The following is a 21567-nucleotide window of genomic DNA, read 5'->3' as shown; positions in this document are numbered from 1 at the left end:
CATCCCCCATTTAAATACGCACCAAAATTTGCGCTCAAACCAGCGACGATCCGGCGGAAGGTAAACCTACTCCACCACCAGTCCGTCAGCCCGAAATTGGCCAATCAACACGCTAACGCGATCTCCGCGTTTCACCAACCTGCCTTGGTTCGAAAATGCCATCCAGTAGGATTTGCCCGCCTCGGGCGGGGCGCTCTGGCGCAATTGCCCGACCTGTTCCAGCGACGGGACCACGAGACTTACCCGTGCCTGCGGGTCGATCAAAGCAGGCTCGGCCTTCTTGTCGTTGAGTTCTTTGGCCTTGTCCGCATCCAACACGCGCCAGCTGAAGCGAATGATTTCGCCCGATTCCACCCTCTTGATGCGCAACGAGTCAACTCCCCAAATGCCTCCGAAATACATACGGGCTCGTTTTGGCAACCGATTCGGCAGATAGCGGGTTGGAGTTGCGACGACGGGCACCATTTTGACCGGCGCGGAAGATTTTTCTGCCTGAGCCGGCTGCGCATGGGCGGTGGAAACGAAGACGCCAATAGCGAGAACCATCCCGATAATCAATGTGCTTGATACAGAGCATTTGAACATAACCGCGCAAACCTCCGAATTAGACGGGTTTTGACCAGGCAGGGGCGAATCCGGTATCCGTCCCGGATTCGCCTACCTGACACTGATTATCGTTTCCTGGGTGGCGGTTTTTCCCCCGGTATCCGCCAGCGTCACGCGTGCAGTCGACATCTCCGTATCCAATGGCGTGTAGCGCACACCAATCGTGCACGTTCCCCCTTTACCGGCGACCACCAGCGTTTTTGCACAGGGGGTTCCGTTGGACGGCGCCACGATCGCGAAGCTACCGGAGCCCGAGATTCTGGTGACTTCAGGATCCGCTGTAATCGTGAGAGACCCGTAGCCACGATTGGTCACCGTGATCACGCCCGTTTTCACGGCCAACTTCGACCCAACATTGTCTGGCTCGGAACGATCGGAACGATTCGTAGCCTGATGTTCCTTATCGTGCTCTTCTTCGGCCCTGGCGCTTCCCATTAATATGACGGCAAAAGCGAAAAGCAAAGAGAGAAGCATCAGTTCGCGGTAGTGTTTCAACATGATTACCTCCTTAATTTTCCAGTTGCTACTGTGCCTGATTGGGCAGAGCCTGATTGAATTGAGGCGGTACGGTGAAAACCACACTCGCCTGTACAAACTCGACCGCGCCGACGTCAAATGCGCTCAGGTTGGAGGGATCCGGCCGCGGATTACCGAAGAAGTCCGTCGACGGATGCGATTGCCCAACAGGCACGTAATCGATGGCCGGGGAAGTCGACACCAGCGCGTAGTCGCCAAGAGGCAAGCCGCCGCCATAATTTCCATCCGCCCCCTTGACTGTCGGGTTGTTCGTCGTCAGCGGCCCCCACCGCAGATTGACCCAGTTGTTGCCTTCGTCCACTGTTGCTACCGGAGTCAAGTTGAAGATCGGATTGGGCACGCTCGCATCCGAAATGCCCGGAGGCACAGCCCAGCCCGACACTCCGGATTCTGGAGGAATGCGTCCACCGTCGCAGTACTGGCTGACAAAGCCCGGAGGCGATGCCATGTTGTGCTGCGAAGCTCCGCTATAACCTGCAGTGCTCGTCAGCACCGAATAAGTCGGGTTGAGGGTAAAGCCTGAACCCGAATTCGGTGTCGCACTGGTGTCGCCGCGCACGCCAATGTCCCAATAGCTGGCTGGAACGCAGGCACCCGTTGTCGTCTGGGTCCCGGGCTTTGTTCCGGTAAACGCGTTGAACAGCGTGACCACGGCCTGCTGGTATTGCGTACTGAATGAGTCCACGCCTACATAGTAGGCACTGTTCTGCCAGAACACGTTATTGGCCAGCACCGGATACGAGATACTCTTGCATGTCCCGTTCTTGGCTGCCGTACCGGGCGCATAGTAGCCGTCCGGGCATATGATCGGTGTCGCCGCGGGCAGCTGTTTCATGTTCGCCACCAGAATCGCGCTGTTCTGGATGCTCACCAAGCCGGAAGGCTCAGGCAGCGAAGTATTTCCGCAGCCAGTGGCCGAGTTGACGCAATTGTTGGTGGTATTCTGGGTACTGGCCAGCGGCGCCCCCAGGGTGTTGAACAGCGTTCCCGATGTCGCCGTGGTCGAGTTGGAAGCGATCGTATTGTTGGTGATGTTCGCCTTCAACGCATCCAGCAGCGAGATGCCTGCTCCGTCCCAGCCCGCGACGTTATTGGCGATGATGTTGTTGGTGACGCTCACCCCGTACCACTGCGCAGGTTTGTTCGGGAAAGCGAGCACTTCAGCACCGTTGACGTTTTGCAAGGCGATGCCGCCGCCGCTTCCGCTTTCCGCAGCGTTACCCATGATCAGGTTGCCATTGATCTTCAATCCGGGGCCTATGCCGTCGCTCGGCCCGATTGAGCCGAGAGCGGACACGCAATCCTGGTCGGTCGTTGCACCGCAAGTGGGATCCACGTCGGGGGCACCCATGACGACGATACCACCACCGTTGGTCGGAATCGTCGGGTTGGTGCTCTGATTGAACACGATCACGTTGTGCTCGATTTCACCGTTCTTGCTGAATCCGACGTGAGCCACGCCGCCGCCGTCCCCGCTACTCAGGTTACCGCAGATCCAGTTGTAGTTGAACTTGTAATAGTCGGCGCCGGTGCAGAAAGTGACACCGCCTGCCCCCGCCGGCGTCGCAGAAAACAATTCGTCGCCGGTGGAGGAATTCAGCGTGACCGCATTGTGGTGCACGTTCACGTTCAGGTTATGGCAATACGGCAGCTGAACACCCGCAATTTCACTGCTCTCGCAGGAACCCGGCGCCAGGTTCGCGGCGCCCGCGGTGTACGAAGGCGGATATTCGCCCTGACCGATGTTGATGCCACCCGAAAGCGTTCCGGAATTGGCGGTAATCCGGTTGTTCGCAATTTGAATGTTATGTGCCCAGGCGTGCAAGAAGACCGCACCGCCACCCTGTGAACTTTCGGTGATGCCCAAGCCGTCAATAGCCGATGGGTTGCACTGGAAGTTGCTTGGATTCGGATTGCTTCCGCCTGAACCAGTTGTACAGTCGGCACTTGTCAGCAGCGTGGTGCCAGTCGGGAAGGCCGCTTCTCCGGCGTTGAGCTGGAATGGATCTTGTCCGGCCGGGAAATTCACGCCCTTGGCCAGGACTGTGATGCCAGCTCCTTCAAGAGCGCCCATCAGCGAAGGCTCTTGTAGCATCTCGGCAAGATTGCCGTTCAGTGTGGCATCCCAGCCAATGGTCGCCTCGGTCGGTATCCGGTCCACCTGGAACTGCATGGCCGCCGAGCACGTGTATGTTCCGGAAGGATCGTAAGGATTCGTGCCCGAGATAGGCCAGCCGGCGAGCGTCAGTCCGAACAGACAATTGACTTGCCGGCGCCATGGATCCAGTTTGCCTCCAGGCTGCGTGGTCGCGTTGATGACGCTAGAGGCGGCCCCGACACCTTGCAACCGGACCGGCTTCCACATCAGCAACATCTCGCTGTACGTACCGGCAGGAACAATGATCAGGTCGCCCGGAGCGGCAGCGTCAATCGCCTGCTGAATCGAACCCGGGCCATTTTGCGTCAACGGATTATCGGTTGCCAAGCGCGTCGGGGCCTTGCCGCCGATCGTCACGGTCACGGTGTCGATCGACTCCTTGCCGTTTGCCGCCGTGATGACCAGTTGGCCGCACCTCGCGGTCTTGCCGCCGTATTGTGCCTGTTGCTGGATGGCACATTCCGCCACCTCATCAGGCACTTGACCGGTAATGGTCGAATCGCTCCAGCTCACACTCGTGAGCGGATGAGAAACACCATGCTTATCTACCAGGGCGACGGTACCTGGGGTATTGCCGAAGCCGAAGTGCCGGTTGACGGTCTTCTGGTTGTAGGGCGCAGTCGTCGCCGACGGGCCGTTGTAGGCGTTGTTGGGCACTTGCTGATCTCCGAGCGCGGTGATCGTCAGTGTCTTGCCCGGTGCGCTCACCCAGGGACCGATGCCATCGCCGTCGACTTCCTTGACTGCGGGTGTGGCATCCGGATAGGCGCAGTCCGCATTGTTATACCCTGCGCCTGCGAAGGCGGATGTCGGTACGACGGGCGTATCCAGGTATTGGGTTGTCCCGGGCATGAACGGCAGTTCATAACAGAATTGGCTGTAACCCTGAGTGAACAACGGATCCGTGCCTATCTTCCCGAAGTTCGGATTGGGGCCTACCGTCCCGGCGGAATTAATGATCGTCGATCGTATGTCGGCCGTCGGCCCCAGATCGTTCATGCAGAACACCATCATCGTCGGTGCATATCCGGTCGGGTTGGGCGGATTGACTTCCCAAGTCGAGTACGTCATCCCGTTGTACGCGCCCCAGTGGTCCGCATACACGCGGTTGGTTTCGTTCCCTGCCCAGTCCCGGACGGATACCGGCAGATCGGGCGGAGCGAACTTCTCGCCGAATTGCGGAGAGAACGGATCGAATTCCGACGTGTAGTCGTCCGTGATGCCGCCGGTGAACTTGGAGGCGATGTGGATCGAGGTATAGACATAGAACTTCGCGATCGCGCCCATCTGGTCGTTCAGCGTCACTTCCTTGCGATCACAAAGGCGACGGGTCGCTCCGGCGAACGGCGCCACTTCTTTGGAACCGGGGAACAGGCTGATATAGTCCGGTACGATCCGCGCTTCGCCGACGCATGGCCAAGTAGGCTCAGGCACGAATCCCGGGACGATCTGGTTATTCGGCTTGGTGCCCAGACCTTGTGTCGGATTCAGGGCGTTGTTCGCGTTGTAGGCTGCGCCCACCGAAGCCTGGTCGGGCAGGATGAATATGTTGCCCAGACCGCCGAACTGCTGCGTCACCGGCGCGATATAGTTGTCACCGATCAGGATGTTCTTGTCCTCTTCCTTCACTAGTTCGAAGCCGGGGGGCACCACCACTTCCACCACGTACTTGCCGGGCGGCAGTTGCGGGAGACCGTAGTACAAATCGCTCGTCGGCAGGGTCGTAGCGCTAAGGTTATTGGCCTGGCAGATCGTGCAATTCGTACCATTGGGCTTGCCCGTCGCCGGATCCATCGAGGTCACGCTGGGGAACTGGTACATGCCGTCGTAGGGTGCCGGCTGGAGTTGATTCCAGTTGTGCATGCCGTCATAGCACTTGAACTGCGAGTTGTACGGCAGCGAAGTTGGAGCCGCCCCGCCGTGCTGCGAGTTGTAAAAGTCAAGGTACTCCGGCTGGTTGTACAGCGAGAAGAAGAACAGATCTGCGAGCGCGGTTCCCCCAGGCGTGCCCGGCGCCCCGCCCTGGCCCGGGCAGTTCATATTCGGTACGGTTTTCCCGCTGGCATCCGTATGGAAGCCCTGCGCCCAATCGTCGAAACTGCTGGTCTGCGTATGGTCCACCAGCGTTAACGTCGGGGTGATTCCATCCGTTCCAACCCCCTCCTGGTACAGGTTGATCGTGACATGCGGGACCAGTGGTTCCCACTGCGTCTGGACCAGCATCTGCGGATCATCGAACGGGCGCGTCGAAGCGTAGACGACGTGGCCCTTGATGCCGCCATTCTCACCGGCAACATAGGGCTCCTTGCCGAATTCGAGGAAATTGTTCTGGCCCGGGAAGCCCTGCCAGCCCTCGACGCCACCAACCCACGGCGGATCGATACGGCCCGAGGAGAGCTGGGTACTGCAGGTCGTCGCACCATTAGTGGTGGTGCATACGCTGGGCGGATCGCTGGCCGGAGCCTGAATTGTCTTGCCGGTGCAGTCCGCACCGGCGCAATAGACGGCGCCCGGCAGGCGGAGATTGACCGGCAGCGAGACCTGCTCGGCGGTATTGGCCAGGTTCTTGCCGATCGTTGACGTTCCGCATGGAGGGTATCCGGCACCAGGCGCGGAACCGCCGCAGGTAGTCAATGTCTGGTCGGCCGGCCCACCAACGTCGTAAACCACGTGGGTACCGGTGTTCTTGTAACGGGTCACGTCAGTTTCAACGGTGTACCAGCTAAACAGCGGGAATGTCTCGTTGAAATTCGCAGTACCTGTGAAATCCGTGACGAGCAGGTTCTCGAGGCTGCCGTCGCGCAGCCGGACCGCGACGTTTGCAAACGGTATTCCCGCCTCGGAGGACTGGGAGAGTCCATCCTTGTTGTCGTCGATAAAGGTTCGCGTGTAAAGGTTGGTCTGCCATTGGGTCGACGCGATGTTTCCCATGTTGCAATTGTGCTGCGAGGATCCTGAACCCGGGCAAAAACTAGTTGTCGAGCCCAGCCTGACAGGTGTCGAAAGACCGTCCACCAGTTGATCGTTCCATTGGTCGAAAGTCGTGATTCGCCAGTCGCCGTCGGGAAGGCCGGTGAGGGTGAAATTGCCTTTGGCGTCGCACTTGGCAAAGGCGAAATCTTCGCCGTCGGGATCGCCGACGCTGACGTAGCACTGGGTCCAATAGTAGGTATCGCGCGAACCGCTTTCGTACAGTCTTTCATCCGGCGTCCGGCTCAGACGCTGGCCGGTGATCGTGCCCTTCAGTGTGTTGCCGCAACTCGCAGCTGCCGGATACTGTGGCGCGCTGGGATCGGTGCCCGCGCAGAGTTCCTTCAGGCGGCTGCTGATAATCTTCGGGTTCGCAAAGCCGATCATGACGTGGTAGCCCGCAGGCCCGAACTCCTGGAAGTAACTCGGCTCGCCGATCCTGACGAAGGCATCGTGTGCCTTCTGGCCATCCAGTGTATTGGTCTGCAGCCATTCTTCACCCCGTGCGATGCGGTCCGCCCCCGGCGTTGCAACCACGCCGAACCGTCCCGGCATCAGGTTGTTGACCACCGCCTGGCCGGCCAACGGGGAAAGGGTCTTGCCGTCACCTTCGTACTTCGGGCAGGTCACGATCATGCCGGTGACACCTTGTCCCAGTTTTGTAATCGGGCAGGCATTGAGTCCTGTATTCGGATCTATCGTTCCGTCCAGGCTGTTGGTCAGCGGCTGGTTGAACATGTCGTAGGTCATCTGGCCGGTGAAATCACCGTTCTGAGCCATCGCGTCCCACAGGTGGATCTGGAAACTTCCCAGACCCGGTTCCTGCGGAGACAGGACGTCGACCCCGCCTCCACCATCCTGTTCACCGTTCAGCGGAAAGTCGTCCTCGAACACGAGCACGGAAAGTTTTCCCGGCTGGTAGGGCGCGGGCTGCGCCAACACTGTGACCGGTGGAATACAGGTCGTTGCACCCGCTACCGGCGTGCAAGTGGCTCCGGTGAGCGGCGCTACGCAGGTCGTCGTGGTGCCGGTCGTCTGGCATGTCGCTCCGATCGGAGCGCCGCCCATGCCGTGACCACAATGACCAGCGGCCATTCCCGTCTTTGAGCAATCCGGTGTCCCCGTATACCCGGCACCAAACGGATTGGCCGCGTCACCCGGCAGGATTGAGATGTAATAGCGCTTGGTCGGATCCAGAGCGACCTGGCTGGGAAAGACCGGCGTCATTCCGTTCCCTGTCAGATCAGGCCTGCAAACGCCATTGCTGATGTCGCAGACCGTTTTCACGTGAGATCCTGTTTTCGGATCGATAACGGTCTGGCCTGCTTCGCAGGAAAGCGGGCCGGTGCAGCCCTGCGCCACGTAGGGCATGTAGCTGGTGTGGAAGTTGACTCCCAAGGTTGGAACGATGCCGAGCCCCGCACTCGGGCATCCTGTAGGCGGGTTGGTCGTACACGACGGATCGATGTAGAACGTCCGGTCTTCCTCGATTACCCAGCGATAGTCGGTGATTGGAGTCTTCTTGTCGCCACCGTCCAGAACTGTGACGCCCAAGCCGCTCCCCGCGGGGAATACGACCGTCATGGTTGTGCCCGTACTAAGCGTTCCCTGGGAGTTCTGCGCCTGATACGTGAACGTATAGGTGCCCGGCCCCGGGGCGATGGCTGTGAACCCGCCGTTCGCATCCGAATGAACCGTCATCCCGGCAGCTGTAACCGTCGACGTATTAACGGTAAGAGGATAGCCCGCGGCGTCTTTACAACCTGCCAGGACACCTGGTGTCTTGACAGCCAGGTACGTGGCCATGCTCGCATTGTACGTGGTCGCAGTACAAGTGATGCCGGAGGCACCCTCGATCGTCGCCGCAGCCAGAGTCACCGTCGCGCACACTGTAGTCGTGCCGTTAGCACAATACCCAAAGGAATCTGAGGTGGCGGTCCCTGTGGGAACATAAGTAAACGTGCCGTTGGCGCTGAGAGTGACCGTGCCATTGCTCGGCGGTGTGGATATTTTAACGCCATAGACATTGGTATCGTTAGCGATCAAACCCCTGGACGGATCCGACACGCTGAAAGCCTGACCTGCAACCAGGGAGTTGTAGGTATCCGGTCTGGCAACCGCTGTGCCGAGCGAACTCGCAGCCGGAAGGCCGGCACCATTAACACTAATGTAAGCCAGCATGCCTGCATCGCGCTCGATCGCATTGCCTGAGAGACTCAATTCGCGGTCATACACCGGAAGCGCTGTCCCGCCAGCGGCAGGGACATTCACCATCACGTCGTAAGTCTTGCCCGCAGCCATAAATACATCACTCTGCACCTTGGGAATGCCGGGCAGCCTGTTGCCGTCCTCCGCGATCAGTGCAAACCCTGAGGACGGTGACGCTGCCGGAGTGCTGCCTACTGCCGGAGTGCCGCCAGTCAGAGAGCCTACGATCGACGGCACATGCATACGCAAGCCGGCATTCACCATGCGCACCAAAACGTTCCCTGTGATCGGGGCCGTTGCCGAGCCTGGCGATGCCGGGAACAACGAAATCCCGGCATGAGTCTTGTTAAACGCGACGCCGTTGATCATGTAATAGAGCGGCGTATAGTTCACCGCTGGGGGATAGCAGGTGTTCACGATCCCGACGCCTGAGTTGGGATTGCCGCAACCACCGGGCTGACCGGACCACACCTTGGTCTCGCTGAAACCCGCAGTGCTGACTGCGGTCTGGACGGCGCCATTCTGGACTGGATCGATTTCGCTGAAAAGCAGCGGGACTTCAGCGTTGTAGGTTACGGCGGGGGTAGTCCCTACTGCCGGATATGCCGTGCCTGAGGAACTCGTGCTGGGCGCCGTGGTGACCACCAGGATTCCATACAGGCCCATGGGACCCTGTATAGACGGGTGTGTACCGGACTCAATCAGGTAGGTGCCCGGCCGCAGGTTGCTCCAGGTGAGTGGACATCCGGAGGCGCACTCTCCGGTCGTCGGGGTCGCACCGGTCGCGGCTACTTCCGTGCCGAACGATTGCACACGTGGCCCTTGCGGCGGAGGTGTAAAGCTCGCGGTACCACCCGCGATCGGCCAAGTCGTACCGACTTGCGCGGCGTGGGGCGTAACTGACCCATATTGCGGCGCTCCGAGACCTCCGCCCAACTGACCCACAATCACCAGTGAAGTGGGCACGGTGTTGGGAGTCGTGCCGCCAGTCGGCGTGAACGAGAGATTATTCGTCAGGTTGATCGACAGGGGCCCCGGCGGAACGGTAATCACGACAGGGGACCAACCGCCGGCACCCGCGCTAGTATTCAACGCAGCGCAGGTCGCGGTCTCGCCGGACACGACCGTGCCGCAGCTGTAGCCCCACATCGGTATCGTTGCACCATCAGGCAGGGTTGCGGTGGCCGGCCCCGCAGTCAGATTGAGCGCGAATGACGCTCCACTCGCCAATAGGAAAGCGGACAGTGCTGTAGCCGCTGCTAGCTTATTCAGCTTGAGTATGTTGTCTCTCATTGCAGTTCTCCTCTTTCCTAATTAGACTCGTCGATCACGAATTCACGGGAATCAATCAGCATCATCATCAGCATTCCACCGGGGAATACATTGTTGGTAGTGATCTCGCGCTCGTTGTGCGAGTGCCACATAAACGCATAGCCGCGCTCGTTGGATGGATTGGCCTGAATGTTGGAGGGCTGAAAAACACTGGTGGGACCAGTCGCGCGGGTGGTCGCATCCGGCCCTAGATAGGGACTGCCGCTGTACCAGGCGCCATTGGTCAGGATGTTCGGATCTGGAAGAGTGGCGGGGCCACCGCTCGCGACATCCCCGAATGGAGCGACTTGCAGCGGCTTGTTGTGATCCTGGCACCACTCGAAATAGTTGACTGCGGTCGGATCTCCAGTGTTGTAGCCGTTGGCATCCGGAGTACAGGTGAGCAAAGCGAGCGGATCAGCGGAAACCGGATTGTGACCGTACATATCCCAGTTCAAGCCCCTCCCCGTGTAGTAAAAAATCCCATCGAACGCCTGGCCCGGTGTGGTGTCAGTGGTGAACATCAGCATCCCGGCAAGCTCGGTGGCACCAGTCGAGTCGGGCGGAGTCTGTATGAGGTTCCCGTCACGCCCGAGGATGCGCACATGATTCGCATGCTCGTGGAACGGATGTTGCCACCGGCCTTGGCCGATGACGCGGATCAGCGTTTGTTCCCCCGGATGCATGTGAGGATTCCCGTTATAGGGCTGATGCGGATATTCGATTGCGTAGTTGGCGTCCATGTCATCCGGCATGGAACGTCCGTTGATCAGGAAGTAGGCTGGGTGGTAAGGCTCGGTCGGAACCTCAAGACTGCATGCCGGAGCCCCGGCAATGCAGCCAGCCAAAGCCGTGACCTGCGCCAATGCCTGGTTGTGAATGTTGGGATCCATCTCAGCGAACTGGAACAGGTACTCCCTGTCGTAGCAGGTTTTGGGATGGTCGTAGGCGGACTTTGACAGCCGGAAGTCAGATTCATGATGAGCCGCTTCCGCCGAAAGGTTCTTTGCAGCGTAGCCTGTCGTACAAGCAGTGGGGACGGTGGCCGGCAGCACGATGATTGCGCCGTACAGGCCCATCTCAATCTGCAGGTCGCCTTGCGTCCCGCTGTAGTAGGCGTGTGTCCCCGGCGAAGTCGCAGTGAACGTATAGCTCACCGTACCGCCGGGCGCCGCCTCTTGTGTCAGGAGGCCGGCCACGCCACCCGTCGATGCAGCCTGAAAGCCGGGAAACAGGATTGATGTGTTGCCAGCCGCTGTGGGGAGATTATTCGTCAGATTCACCGTAACCGTCTGTCCTTCCGTGACGATCAGCGTGGGCCCTGGAACCTGCATCGTTGGGCAATTAGCGCCCGGCATCAGGGATACTGGCGGATTGAAACCGCTCGGCGTATGCGCCGTGTCACAGCCGTAGCCCCAAGCGTAAACAGCCGCCCCATCGGGCTGATTGAGGTTAGCCGTTTGTGCCGTCAGATAAAAGGTCGGGCCAGTTATGCCGGGAGCCGCCGCTTGCGCAGTACCGGCAAGCAATGTGGTTAAGCCCGTCATAGCAACCACCAGGAGGCGCCCGAGTAAGTTCTTTGCGTATAGTTGGCTCATGGCTGTTCTCCTAGTTGATGTGTACCTCGGTCATCAGCCCGCCAAAGTTCTCGGCGTCGTTTGACAGGTGATCGAGGTTGGAGGTGTATAGGTAGTACGTGCCCGCGGGAATGCCGGTACTGTCCAGAATCACGTCGAGGGATTCGCCTCCCCCCAGGGTGATCGAATTGGTTGTGTAGTACATGTTGTTGCCGGCCTGATCGCGCAACAGCTTGGCGTTGAAGCCGATGACCTTCATCGGAATACCCATTGAAGCCAGCGTCTGATACTCCGAGACGTCCAGATCTGAAATGCGCAGAAGCGCCTTCCCGCCTGCAGGTATGTTGATGATGGCAGGCAGCGGCTGCGAGTAATGCATTTTGCCATCTGCCGACTGTGTCGCCAGCGGGCCGGGCGTGACTGTATCGGGATAGCTGCGCCCGTTGAGCAGGAAATACTTGTCCTTCATGTCGACAAACGCTTCCGGGTTGAAGGTCATGCCAACAAAGTGGAAATTCGGGTCGAAACCGTGAATCTGGATCGGGTACTCAACATCGTATGCAGTTGAGCCGTCTCCGTCGTTATAGGCATACTTCTGTGGGTTACCCAATTTATCGTTGCCCTGGACGACACCTGTATTGATGACCGGCATGTTGGTACTGCACAGAATATCGACGGATGGATTGCAAACCGTGCGCAGATCTTTCGGAGAGAAGGGCGTCGGGCCGATCCCATTTTGTTGCCGCAATGCAGCATAAAGGCTGCTACCGGCCGGTACCCGATTCTGCCGCGGACGCACATAGATTTGCCCGACCATACCCATCTGCAAGTGTTCGGGCGGTGTGATGTGGCAGTGCCAGAAGTAGGTGCCGGCGTCAGGCGCAAGGTAGTAATAGGTGAAGCTGCCGCCGATATTGATGGCGACCGAGGCGTCAGGCACGCCATCGTAGAACGCGGAGGCGTTGGGATAACCGTGGAAGTGGACCGTATGCTGCTCGAACAGGTCTGGGCGCATGATCATCCCGACGTTGGAAAGCGTGAGAAAGAATTCGTCATCCTCGTCGATCGCCATCAAGGGTGCCGGAATATTACCGTTCATCACGCCGACGTCCATGATCTGGCGCGGATCCACGTGACCATCGATTCTCGGTGGGGTTGATGCGGTGCCGACGGTCAATGCAGTCGCCGCAGCCAGCCCGGTGGCCGAATTATTGGTATACGTGAAGGAATAGCTGGGCGGAAAGCCGGTTCCCTGAACACCACCGACGCTAGTGACCGTGAAGGTCCCGTTGTAGCCTGCTGGAATGATGTTTGCGATGACAACCTGATCGCCGACATTTACGCCCAACGGCGCGTTCGGAGTCACGGTCACCGTGCTCCCGGCTTCACTGATGCTGTAGATGTTGACGGTGTTCGCAATATCGAGAGCCAGCCCGACGGCGCCGTTATACGTGAATCCTGCAGTCGAGAGGGGAAACCCGAGCCACGTGGGCCACGTGTTGGCTGCAATTCCGTCGCTCGCTGCCGGATCGCCAGGCTGGAACGTGCCTGTGTACATCGTGTTGAACGCGCTAGGGAAGTCAGTACCAGGTTGCCCGTTCGCAATTGCCCCGAGTCCGGAGAGCGGCCCGAACGAGAACATGAACGTTTGCGTGCCGTCGGCCATCGTCGCGTAACCGTCGCCGCCGGAGATTTGTTGACACTTGATCGCGCCGTTTACGTTCGCAGATGGCACCTGATACCCATTGCTACCGAGCGCAAATGTCGTCGGACTGATGTAGGCAGGTTCGGCATCGTTATTGTTGAGTGTCGACGGATGCGTAATCGTGTTGCTTGGACATTGAACCCGGAACGAAGTGGCGCCAGCCGCTCCCGCAAAGACGCTCAATATTAATGCCAGCAGTAGCCGTTCTTCAAAGCAGGAAAAGTTCAGCATGATGTCTCCTCCTTCCCATTTGCGGACGCTCGGCGCCCTGCCGGGAATAAATTGCAGTTTTTCCTGGTTACGTGCGCACCAGATCTGAAGTTATTTGATAAAAGTGCGCCGCAATTGCGCAATGCGAAAAAATAAAAATTATTATTTAGGGGCGTCCAGGAACCTGACGCCGGATGCAACCAGAACGGATTCCGGCTTTGAATTCTCATTGCAAATGAGTACAGCATGACAAGGACCCCAAGCACCTCGGTTACCCTGCTGAATAACATATGATCAGTGAACATATGACCTCCTGCTACGGCATTGGGTTGGCCAAGTCAGTTTGAGCGCCGTATGGTCTAATTCTAGTAACTGCTTGAGAAAATCCTATCAGGTGAACACTGTATTTCGATGGGCATAAATTACTACTGTTGAACTGCGTCAAAATTACGTCGGTACAGATACACCGCCATGACAAATTCAGCGGCGAGCAATCAACTCTCCATCCGAATTAGCCAGGGTTCCATCTATCTTTAACGATAGAAATATCTTCAATAAAACTGTTGGATGCAGGAGCAAAACCCACTTCTTAATAAGCGATTCCCGGATGCTGCTCATCCTTGAAGACATCCATATCTCGCAAGCTGCTTAACAGTTCATCAGACTTGGCGAAACCGTCGATCCTCAGCCAGGGTTTTCCCGGAGCAGCGCGAATGAAAGTCACAGGATTGTGTTCCATCTTGTCCCCACGATAGACTTCAAAGGATCGCTGCGCTGCAATGCTCGCTTCGGTTGTGCCTGTATAGAATTGCCACTGCGTGCCTGCTCCAAACTTATGGGCGTATTTGGCAAGAACTTCTGGCGTATCCTGCTCCGGGTCAATCGAGATCGAAACCATGTGCACCCGATCACGATCATTCCCGAGCTTATTCTGCAATTCGGCGAAAGTTTTACTCGTTAAAGGGCAGATTTCGGTGCAGGTGGTGTACATGAAATTCAAAACCAATGGACGACCATCATTCAATTCTTCGATTAAAGAGACATTTTTCCCATCCTCGCGTACTAGCTGTATCTGCGGTAATTTGTAATCCGCAATTTGATGTTTCGTTTGTTCCATCATCATGTGATGATGAGCGTGCATACTGCCAGCATCTTCAAGCTCTGCCCCGGGAATTGAGGGGCTGGAACCTAATATAACAAGCGCAATTAGCGCAAAGGGATAGGTAGCAGTTTTCATTTTTCGTAATCTCCTTATTCAAGTATGAAGTCTGGCAAAACGTGAATCATTCAGGGAGGTCAGCATATCGTCACCAGCCCTTTTTCTATTGCGTACGCTGTCAGGGTCGATGCGTTGTGCAGATTCAGCTTCTTCATCAGGTTGGAACGGTGCTTTTCTACAGTCTTGACGCTCAGGCAAAGGTAATCAGCGATGTGCTTGTTGGCATGTCCTTCCGCAACAAGCTTGAGAATCTCTCTCTCCCGGAAGGTCAACGTATCCCACGCGCTGGGGAGGCTCGCTGTATTGCCTGGATTCAGGTAACCGTTGATGACTCTTTCCGAGATATCCGGGCTCAGGTAAGTCTTGCCATTCAAAATACTATGTATCGCGACACTCAACTCACTATGCGTAGCTTCCTTTAGCATATAACCATCAGCGCCGGCCTTAAGACTTTCGTGAATATACTCATCGGTTTTATGGGCGGTTAGTACCAGTATTTTGGTTTCGGGCAATAGCATTTTGATGGCCCGGGTCGCCTCGATGCCGTTCATCCCGGGCATATTCAAATCCGTAAGTATCAGATGCGGCACCAACTTCAGGACTAACTTGATCGCTTCACGACCGTTATCCGCTTCACCGACAACTTCAAGTTCGTCATCCTGCGACAACAGCATTCGCAACCCTGCCCTGAGCAAGGTATGGTTTTCGACGATCATAATGCGGTGTTTCCCGTTCATGACTGCTCCACTCTTTCGCTAACCGAATTTATGGTTTGAGAGGATTTACCGACGTACCTGAAGGATTCGCCACTGCAGGTGCCGGGACAAATCTTGCGGAAATCATGAATGCCCAATCCGAATATTTCATTTGTCCCTCGAAACCTTGATCGGCAAAACTGAAATTGCTTTTCTTCACCGGCTCATCTTCCGACGCGCTATGCACACCTAAAATCTCTCCGTTCGGTCCTTTGACCAATTCCCAATTGGTGCTATTGGTTATCGGATCAAGATAAATCTTCCTCAAATATCGCTTTGTAGCCGGATAACGCGGGTCTTTCAGCAAATCTTCCAGACTCATCGGGTAACGTCCCGACTGACCGGGGGTACGGTAGTAGTACATAGTGATGGCGTTGCGGAACTGATTGCCGACAAAGAGAAGTTCCTCTTCCTTTTCCCGCTTTATCGTCATATTCCATACCTCGCCTGTCGCAGCGAGTCCTGCACCCATGATGGCGATGAAAATGAGCAGCGCAATATAGGTGAAACCCTGCTCATCACCCGTTTTCTTCCGCGCCATGCATATCGAACTGACGTTCATCCTGCTTCCCTTTCCAATACCGACAACATTTATTACCAATCCTTGTATGCAGAGCCATCCACACCTTTGTCGGGCGAACCACTTTTGATGTCGAATACACCGCCTTTATCGGGTCCATCCGGAGCAATAACTGTCCATGTGGAAGTGCTGCCCGTTAAAGGATCCATGGGAAGACTGCGCAAGTATTTTTTGGTAACAAGATCATCCAGGGCATCGGGGTACTTGCCGTTGTCACCAAAGAATTTATCTATTGCCTGTCTTGTCATGGCAAGGTTTTCACGCAACACTGCTTCCTTCGATTTGTCCACGCTGCCGAAATAGCGCGGCGCAGCAAGACTCAGCAGAATGGCGATGATCGCCATGACCACCAACAGTTCGACCAGAGTGAATCCATTGCATTTGAATCGGGACATTATTCGCAATCGCTCCTTACCAGTCTTTGTATGGAACACCGTTTATTCCGACATCCGTTGCCTGCGAGTAAACATCAAATACATCATCGCCTTCCTCGGGCGCATCCGGGCTGCTTTCATAGCTTCGCTTGCCCCAGGTTTCCTCATCAGACTTGCTTGAATCGGGATTCATCGGATCCCGAGGAATACGCCGCAGAAAATAGATTTTGCTATTGTGGTCCGGACTCTTTTCGTCGGTTACTCCATCCACCAGAACCTTTAATTGGGGTGGATAGCCGGATTTGCCTATCTCGGAAATAACTCGACCTTCATTTACCGCCTTTTTATACGCATCCAATGCAGTACGAATTTCTCGAAGCGCCAGGCGCAGTTCGTGTTCATGATCACGCTTCACGACCAACTCGGTCATTGGCAATACCAGAGTCGCCAACAAAGCCACGATTGCAACCGTGATCGCGAGTTCGATGAACGTAAATCCGCTTTGTCGCCCGGCGTTTCGCATGGTCATTTGCTCACCGCGATCAGGTACGGCACCGGAGCGCTATACGACAGTCCATGTCCACCGGCCCGATTTGGCTCAATCTGGGTCAACGTGATCTTCGATTGCGGAGCTTCGCCCGTTACTTCGAACGTTAGCGTGACAATACTGCCCTCTCCCATGGCACCATTCGCACCGTGGCCCGCCAAACCAACCACGACCTGGCCATTGGCCTGGTTTATGGAAGTGGTCAATTTTGACTGTATGTTGCTCTGTTTAAGAATATTTCCTTCGACCACATCGACCACCTTAAGTACGGCAGGATCGAAATTCACCTGCAGGCCAAGATTGTTCATACCTTGCGCAGACTGTGTATTGAGGATGAGGCTGATCTTGTCTCCTACCTTCGCCTGGGTAGGGCCTTGCCATGAAAACGTCATCGGTGAAGGAGTTGCCGGAGCAGGCGTTTCTACTGGCGCAGGCAATGGCGTTGCTGCTGGCGCAGGCAATGGCGGGTGGATAACCGCCATCGCTACCGCTGAACTGGCGCCAATGGGTTTCATTATCAGCTGGCTGTCCCGTAGAGTAGCCTCTGTACCGGACCAGTATTCCGTTTTCCGGGCATCAGGGATACGCGATTTGCCAACGACATGGGGTGTAATGGAAAGAACGATTTCCGTTTTGGTGTTTTTATCTCCGTTGTCGGAGAAAAGATGCCCTAATATCGGCAATTGGCCGAGTCCGGGTACTTTGGCTGCGCTGGCGCGATCCTCGTTATCAATCAGGCCAGCCAGGATCTGTGTTTCCCCATCCTTCAATTGCAACAGAGTCTGGGCATTGCGCGTGCTGACTTGGTAGGCGACCGAACCGGAGACATTTTGCACCTGGGCACCAAGTGTGCTTACTTCCATATTGATCTTGATGGCAACCTCATTATCGAGGTGAATATCGGGTTCGACCTCCAGTTTCAGACCGACGTCCAGGTACTGAATGCTACCGGTCACGACCGGCGTGCCGGTCGAAATAGGTGTCACCGCGTTTGTTATGATCGGGACGCGGTCGCCGATCATGATCTTGGCCTTCTCGTGATTGCGCGCCCGGATGCGCGGGCTGGCCAGAATATTGGTGCTTGAATCCTGAAGCATGAGATCAAGCGTTGCTCCCAGAGTGGATGCAGTAATGGTAGCTGCATCCTGGTGCTTCAAATCATTGAGAGTTGTTCCCGTTGTGGCGACTGAAAACGTGCTGGGCCAATTGATCCCCAGTTGATCTGTGAGGGACCGGTTGACCTCAAGCACCTCGACTTCCAGCATCACCTCAGGCTCTGAAATATCCTGGTCTTCAACCATTTTCTCTGCCAAGCGGATTGCCTCCGGCGTATCCCGCATGACCATGGAGTTGGTTTTTTCATTGACGTATATATCCCTGGTTTTCAGAAGCGCTTTGAGCATCGCCACCATTTGCTTGGGGTCGGCGTTGGTCAAATGGAAACTCCTGACCTTGAGTTCCTGGTAATCCTTGTTTTTTTCGGGCGTATTCGGATAGACAAATACGGTGTTGTCATTAAGGACCTTTTTCTCCAGCATGTTTTGCAGCAAGATCAAATCAATTGCGTCCTCCACCGAGGCATCTTTGACGAATATCGAGGTTTTGAGATCCGGTTTCACGTCTTTGTCCAGCAATACATTGATGCCACTGGTGCGCGACAGTGCTTCGAACACCATCTTCACATTGGCATCACGGAATTCCAGGGTGACGGGTTTCTTGAACTTTGCGGTAAGCGAAGGACCTGCCGACCTTTCTTTTTCCGTTAATTCGTCAATCTTGCGCTGGATCTCCAGCGCTTCAGCTTGCACAGGATTTTCGAGGAACACAGGTCTCAGGGCATCGCGCGTCGCATCCAGATCACCCTTTTTCAAAAGCTCTCTTGCTTCGGCGATGATCTTGCTGTGACGATTATCCATTTCCAATGCAGCAAGTCCCTCTTTGGCACGGGCGTTATTCGCATTGATCTTCAATACCTCCATATACGCCGTTTGTGCTGCATCGGGATGTCCGGCAATGCGCGCGTTATTCCCGACAGCCAGCAGCCGGTTGATGGCCAGATCGCGATTTCTTGCCAGGGACGCGCGATAGCCCGCATTATCCGGCTCTTCTTTTATGGATGCCTGCAGCTTCGCCAGGCCCTCCATGGTTTTGCCTTCATCCAGTAGCGCCAACCCTTCATCGTGCAGCCTTTGCGCGGAAGCGCATGCTGCCAGCAAGACCACGATGAATAGCAACGCTGTTCTCCCCCGCTTGAGCGATATAGCTAACTGGTTCATTTCGTGGCCTCCTGTTAAGCACTTCAGCACCTTAGCGGTGTTGAGCATTTTCCGGCACCCCGATCGTGCTGATCGATTGACTGATATTCAGAGGCAGATATACAAGCTCCACTGCACTGTCGGTAATCCGATCAACGCGATATTTCTCGTCGATCATCTCTCCTGCTGAAACGGTATACATTTTGTTGCCTATAGCCAAAATAACGAGCAGCTTCGGCGGATCCTCATAGCGCCCCATATAGGTAAACGGCAACGGCGGTGCAGTCGGTATTGGCGGAGGCTGCGGAGACGGATCCTGTTGACGCGGCGGTGCGACATACCAGGAAGTCGGACTAAAGGCATTGGCAACAGTCTTGCGGCTCACAGCATTATTTTTTTGCTGGCTCAGCCGCTCGAGTTCAATTCGCTCTTGCTGGGCAGGTTGCAGCTTGGTAGCCGGTTCGGACGAAGCCGATCCGGATTGTTGCAAGTCATTATTGACCTTTGCAGCAGCTTTGCCCTGCTCTCCTGTTGGAGGGAAGGCAATGACGACAGCTATGGCTGTCAAGCCGATAAATGGCCAAGTCTTGCGTGTCGGCCATTTCATGGCTCATGCCCCAGATACAGCGCCAGCTTGATTTTGGCCTCTACCACCGGGTCATCGACTTTCTGGCGCTCGAACTGCAAATGTTCCATTGATACGATTGGAATTTCCGCTCGCAGGCTATTGAGATATTTCCTGATTTGCGGATACTCGCTCTTGATGGGCAGAGTCATCTGAAATCGCATCAGTCTTCCTACCCTGTCGTGCGTCACTTTGTACTCGCCCTGATCCAGACTGATTCCCTGGCGCTGTGCCAAAGTAAAAATTTTCTCCAGCCAGGGCAAAAGGGTTTTTTCGTTGGGAAATATCTGATAGAACTCGGCAAGTTGCTCAGCCTGCGTGAGTTCACTTCGATTGAGTCCTTTTGCAGCGCGTTTCACCCGTTCCTGGATTGAATCGGCATTCTCATGCGCCTCATTCAGTCTCATTTGTGCCGGCTGAATGGTAGATAAATACAAGGCCATGCACATGGCCATCAATCCGGCCCCTGCCGCGCCCGGCCAGCCAAAAAATTGCAACCAGCGCCGTCTCGCCCACAGCGGACTTTCCGACAACAAATCTAAGGAACGTCTAAATTTGCCACCACCCGCCTTCGGAAGGATGCCGCTTGTCGGAGATTTCCGGATCACATTCCGCAATCTGGCGAAAATATTTTTCACAACGTATCCTTCCATGTGGCGATCAGTGCAAAACGTACCGGTCTTTCCGGGTTCTGCTCCTGTACCTGATGGCTCTGCAGGTACACACTGTTAAAGATTTCCTGGTCCGACAGGTGTCCAACGTAGTTCAAGACCGCTTCGATATTTTTTGCTTCGCCGCTGATTTTCACGACATGCTTTTCCGCATCGGGCTCTATGGTCAGCAAAGCAACGTCCTTGCCCGATGACCATTCGACTGCCTGAAACAACTTGTCCCACGGCAGGGTGATCTGGTTCAACACATCGTTCGCGTGTTTGATTTCCAGCGCCATATCATTGATCTCGCGCGGACTGTTTCCCGTTTTTCGTCCTGTAGCCTTTTGGGACTGACCGGACTTCAATTCCCAATAGGAAATTCTTTCTGTCAGATTCTGGTAGTAGATATCAGCAAGGGCCAGCAAGCCCAAAGACAACAACAGCAGAATCATTCCTGCCCAGGGAAATAGCTTGTTGCTGCGCTGATAATCCAGAAATAGCTGCGTCATTCAATGCTCCACTGCCAATGTTTTGAGGAAGCCATATGCCAATTTTTGACCGGGGTTTTCACCTGGCTTGAAACGCTCGGACTTCCAGCGCCCCACTGTCTGGATATCCAATGCATCAAAATGTGGAGCCCACAAGAAGACCTCGTCCATATCCACTCCGGTATCTGCCAGATAGGCTTCCCGCTGCAAAATCGTTGATAGTTCCTCGTTCCATGCAACACCGATGCGCAGTGTTCTTATCCAGCTCAATTGCCCTTTCTGTAACGCGGCAAGACAAAGACTGCCCGGCTCCAGAAGTGCGAGCCATGCACTATGCCCTTCCAGACTGGGCCGGCAACTGTTGAATGCAGCCATCAGATGGGGCTGGATAGACTTGATATTCAAACCCAGGCGTTCCACGGAATCACGCAACTCCTCGAGAAGCCTTGAATCTACCGCACTGGCAAGTGTTGCGACTCCGGCTCGCCCCGGGCTGATGCGTACACTCCATGAATCGGCTGCGTTACCGTATGTTTCCTTGAAGCAATGCCGGGCAAAGGCCATTTCTTCCTCATCGCTCATCTTGTCGAGCCATGGAACCAGCAGATACCGCATGAAATGATTGGAAAGAGTCACGCTTACAGCAGGCCTGCCCTGGATAATCGTTGGCAACGCCGCCTCAAGCGTCCTGATTGCGTTTTGCCAAGGCATTTCGCTTTCCACTGCAGTTCCACAAGGAACAGTTTTATCGTTATAGGTCTCAGTCCTGTGTCCGCGCAATGTCATCCT

General features: G+C 55.8%; 15 protein-coding genes. All 15 read right to left on the bottom strand.

Annotated features, from left to right (window positions below; translation table 11 throughout):
* Window positions 1-66: 66 nt before the first annotated feature.
* The gene (locus tag QOY30_RS07560) at window positions 67-546 is read right to left on the bottom strand and encodes a hypothetical protein (RefSeq protein WP_283744021.1); all 480 of its coding nucleotides are present in this window, start codon (window positions 544-546) and stop codon (window positions 67-69) included.
* 111 nt (window positions 547-657) lie between these two features.
* Window positions 658-1104: a hypothetical protein gene (locus QOY30_RS07555; protein WP_283744020.1), complete on the bottom strand. Its 447-nt coding sequence runs from the start codon at window positions 1102-1104 to the stop codon at window positions 658-660.
* Between the two features lie 25 nt (window positions 1105-1129).
* Entirely contained in the window at window positions 1130-9772 is an 8643-nt protein-coding gene (locus QOY30_RS07550) for a hypothetical protein (protein ID WP_283744019.1), read from the bottom strand.
* A 17-nt stretch (window positions 9773-9789) separates the two neighbouring features.
* Entirely contained in the window at window positions 9790-11388 is a 1599-nt protein-coding gene (locus tag QOY30_RS07545; protein ID WP_283744018.1) for a multicopper oxidase domain-containing protein, read from the bottom strand.
* Window positions 11389-11398: 10 nt separating this feature from the next.
* A complete protein-coding gene (locus QOY30_RS07540; protein ID WP_283744017.1) occupies window positions 11399-13303 on the bottom strand; it encodes a multicopper oxidase domain-containing protein in 1905 nt (634 codons plus the stop codon).
* A gap of 568 nt (window positions 13304-13871) precedes the next feature.
* Window positions 13872-14519, bottom strand: a complete 648-nt coding sequence (locus QOY30_RS07535; RefSeq protein ID WP_283744016.1) for an SCO family protein — start codon at window positions 14517-14519, stop codon at window positions 13872-13874.
* A 59-nt stretch (window positions 14520-14578) separates the two neighbouring features.
* A complete protein-coding gene (locus QOY30_RS07530) occupies window positions 14579-15238 on the bottom strand; it encodes a response regulator (protein WP_283744015.1) in 660 nt (219 codons plus the stop codon).
* A gap of 28 nt (window positions 15239-15266) precedes the next feature.
* On the bottom strand, window positions 15267-15818 hold the full coding sequence (locus QOY30_RS07525) for a type II secretion system protein (RefSeq protein ID WP_283744014.1): 552 nt from the start codon (window positions 15816-15818) through the stop codon (window positions 15267-15269).
* Window positions 15819-15850: 32 nt separating this feature from the next.
* Window positions 15851-16231: a type IV pilin protein gene (locus QOY30_RS07520; RefSeq protein WP_283744012.1), complete on the bottom strand. Its 381-nt coding sequence runs from the start codon at window positions 16229-16231 to the stop codon at window positions 15851-15853.
* Between the two features lie 16 nt (window positions 16232-16247).
* Window positions 16248-16739, bottom strand: coding sequence for a type II secretion system protein (locus QOY30_RS07515; protein ID WP_502958685.1), 492 nt, complete (start codon window positions 16737-16739; stop codon window positions 16248-16250).
* Window positions 16736-19033, bottom strand: coding sequence for a secretin GspD/PilQ domain-containing protein (locus QOY30_RS07510; protein WP_283744011.1), 2298 nt, complete (start codon window positions 19031-19033; stop codon window positions 16736-16738). The genes QOY30_RS07515 and QOY30_RS07510 overlap by 4 nt, the downstream gene beginning before the upstream one ends.
* A 31-nt stretch (window positions 19034-19064) precedes the next feature.
* On the bottom strand, window positions 19065-19619 hold the full coding sequence (locus QOY30_RS07505) for a hypothetical protein (protein ID WP_283744010.1): 555 nt from the start codon (window positions 19617-19619) through the stop codon (window positions 19065-19067).
* Window positions 19616-20044, bottom strand: coding sequence for a GspMb/PilO family protein (locus tag QOY30_RS07500; RefSeq protein ID WP_283744009.1), 429 nt, complete (start codon window positions 20042-20044; stop codon window positions 19616-19618). The genes QOY30_RS07505 and QOY30_RS07500 overlap by 4 nt, the downstream gene beginning before the upstream one ends.
* 227 nt (window positions 20045-20271) lie before the next feature.
* A complete protein-coding gene (locus tag QOY30_RS07495) occupies window positions 20272-20799 on the bottom strand; it encodes a PilN domain-containing protein (protein WP_283744008.1) in 528 nt (175 codons plus the stop codon).
* Entirely contained in the window at window positions 20800-21489 is a 690-nt protein-coding gene (locus tag QOY30_RS07490; RefSeq protein ID WP_283744007.1) for a hypothetical protein, read from the bottom strand.
* Window positions 21490-21567: the final 78 nt, after the last annotated feature.

The organism is Sideroxydans sp. CL21, from assembly GCF_902459525.1.
Classification (GTDB): Bacteria; Pseudomonadota; Gammaproteobacteria; order Burkholderiales; family Gallionellaceae; genus Sideroxyarcus.
Note: the sequence above shows the minus strand (reverse complement) of the source record. Positions and strands in the feature narration are given on the sequence as shown.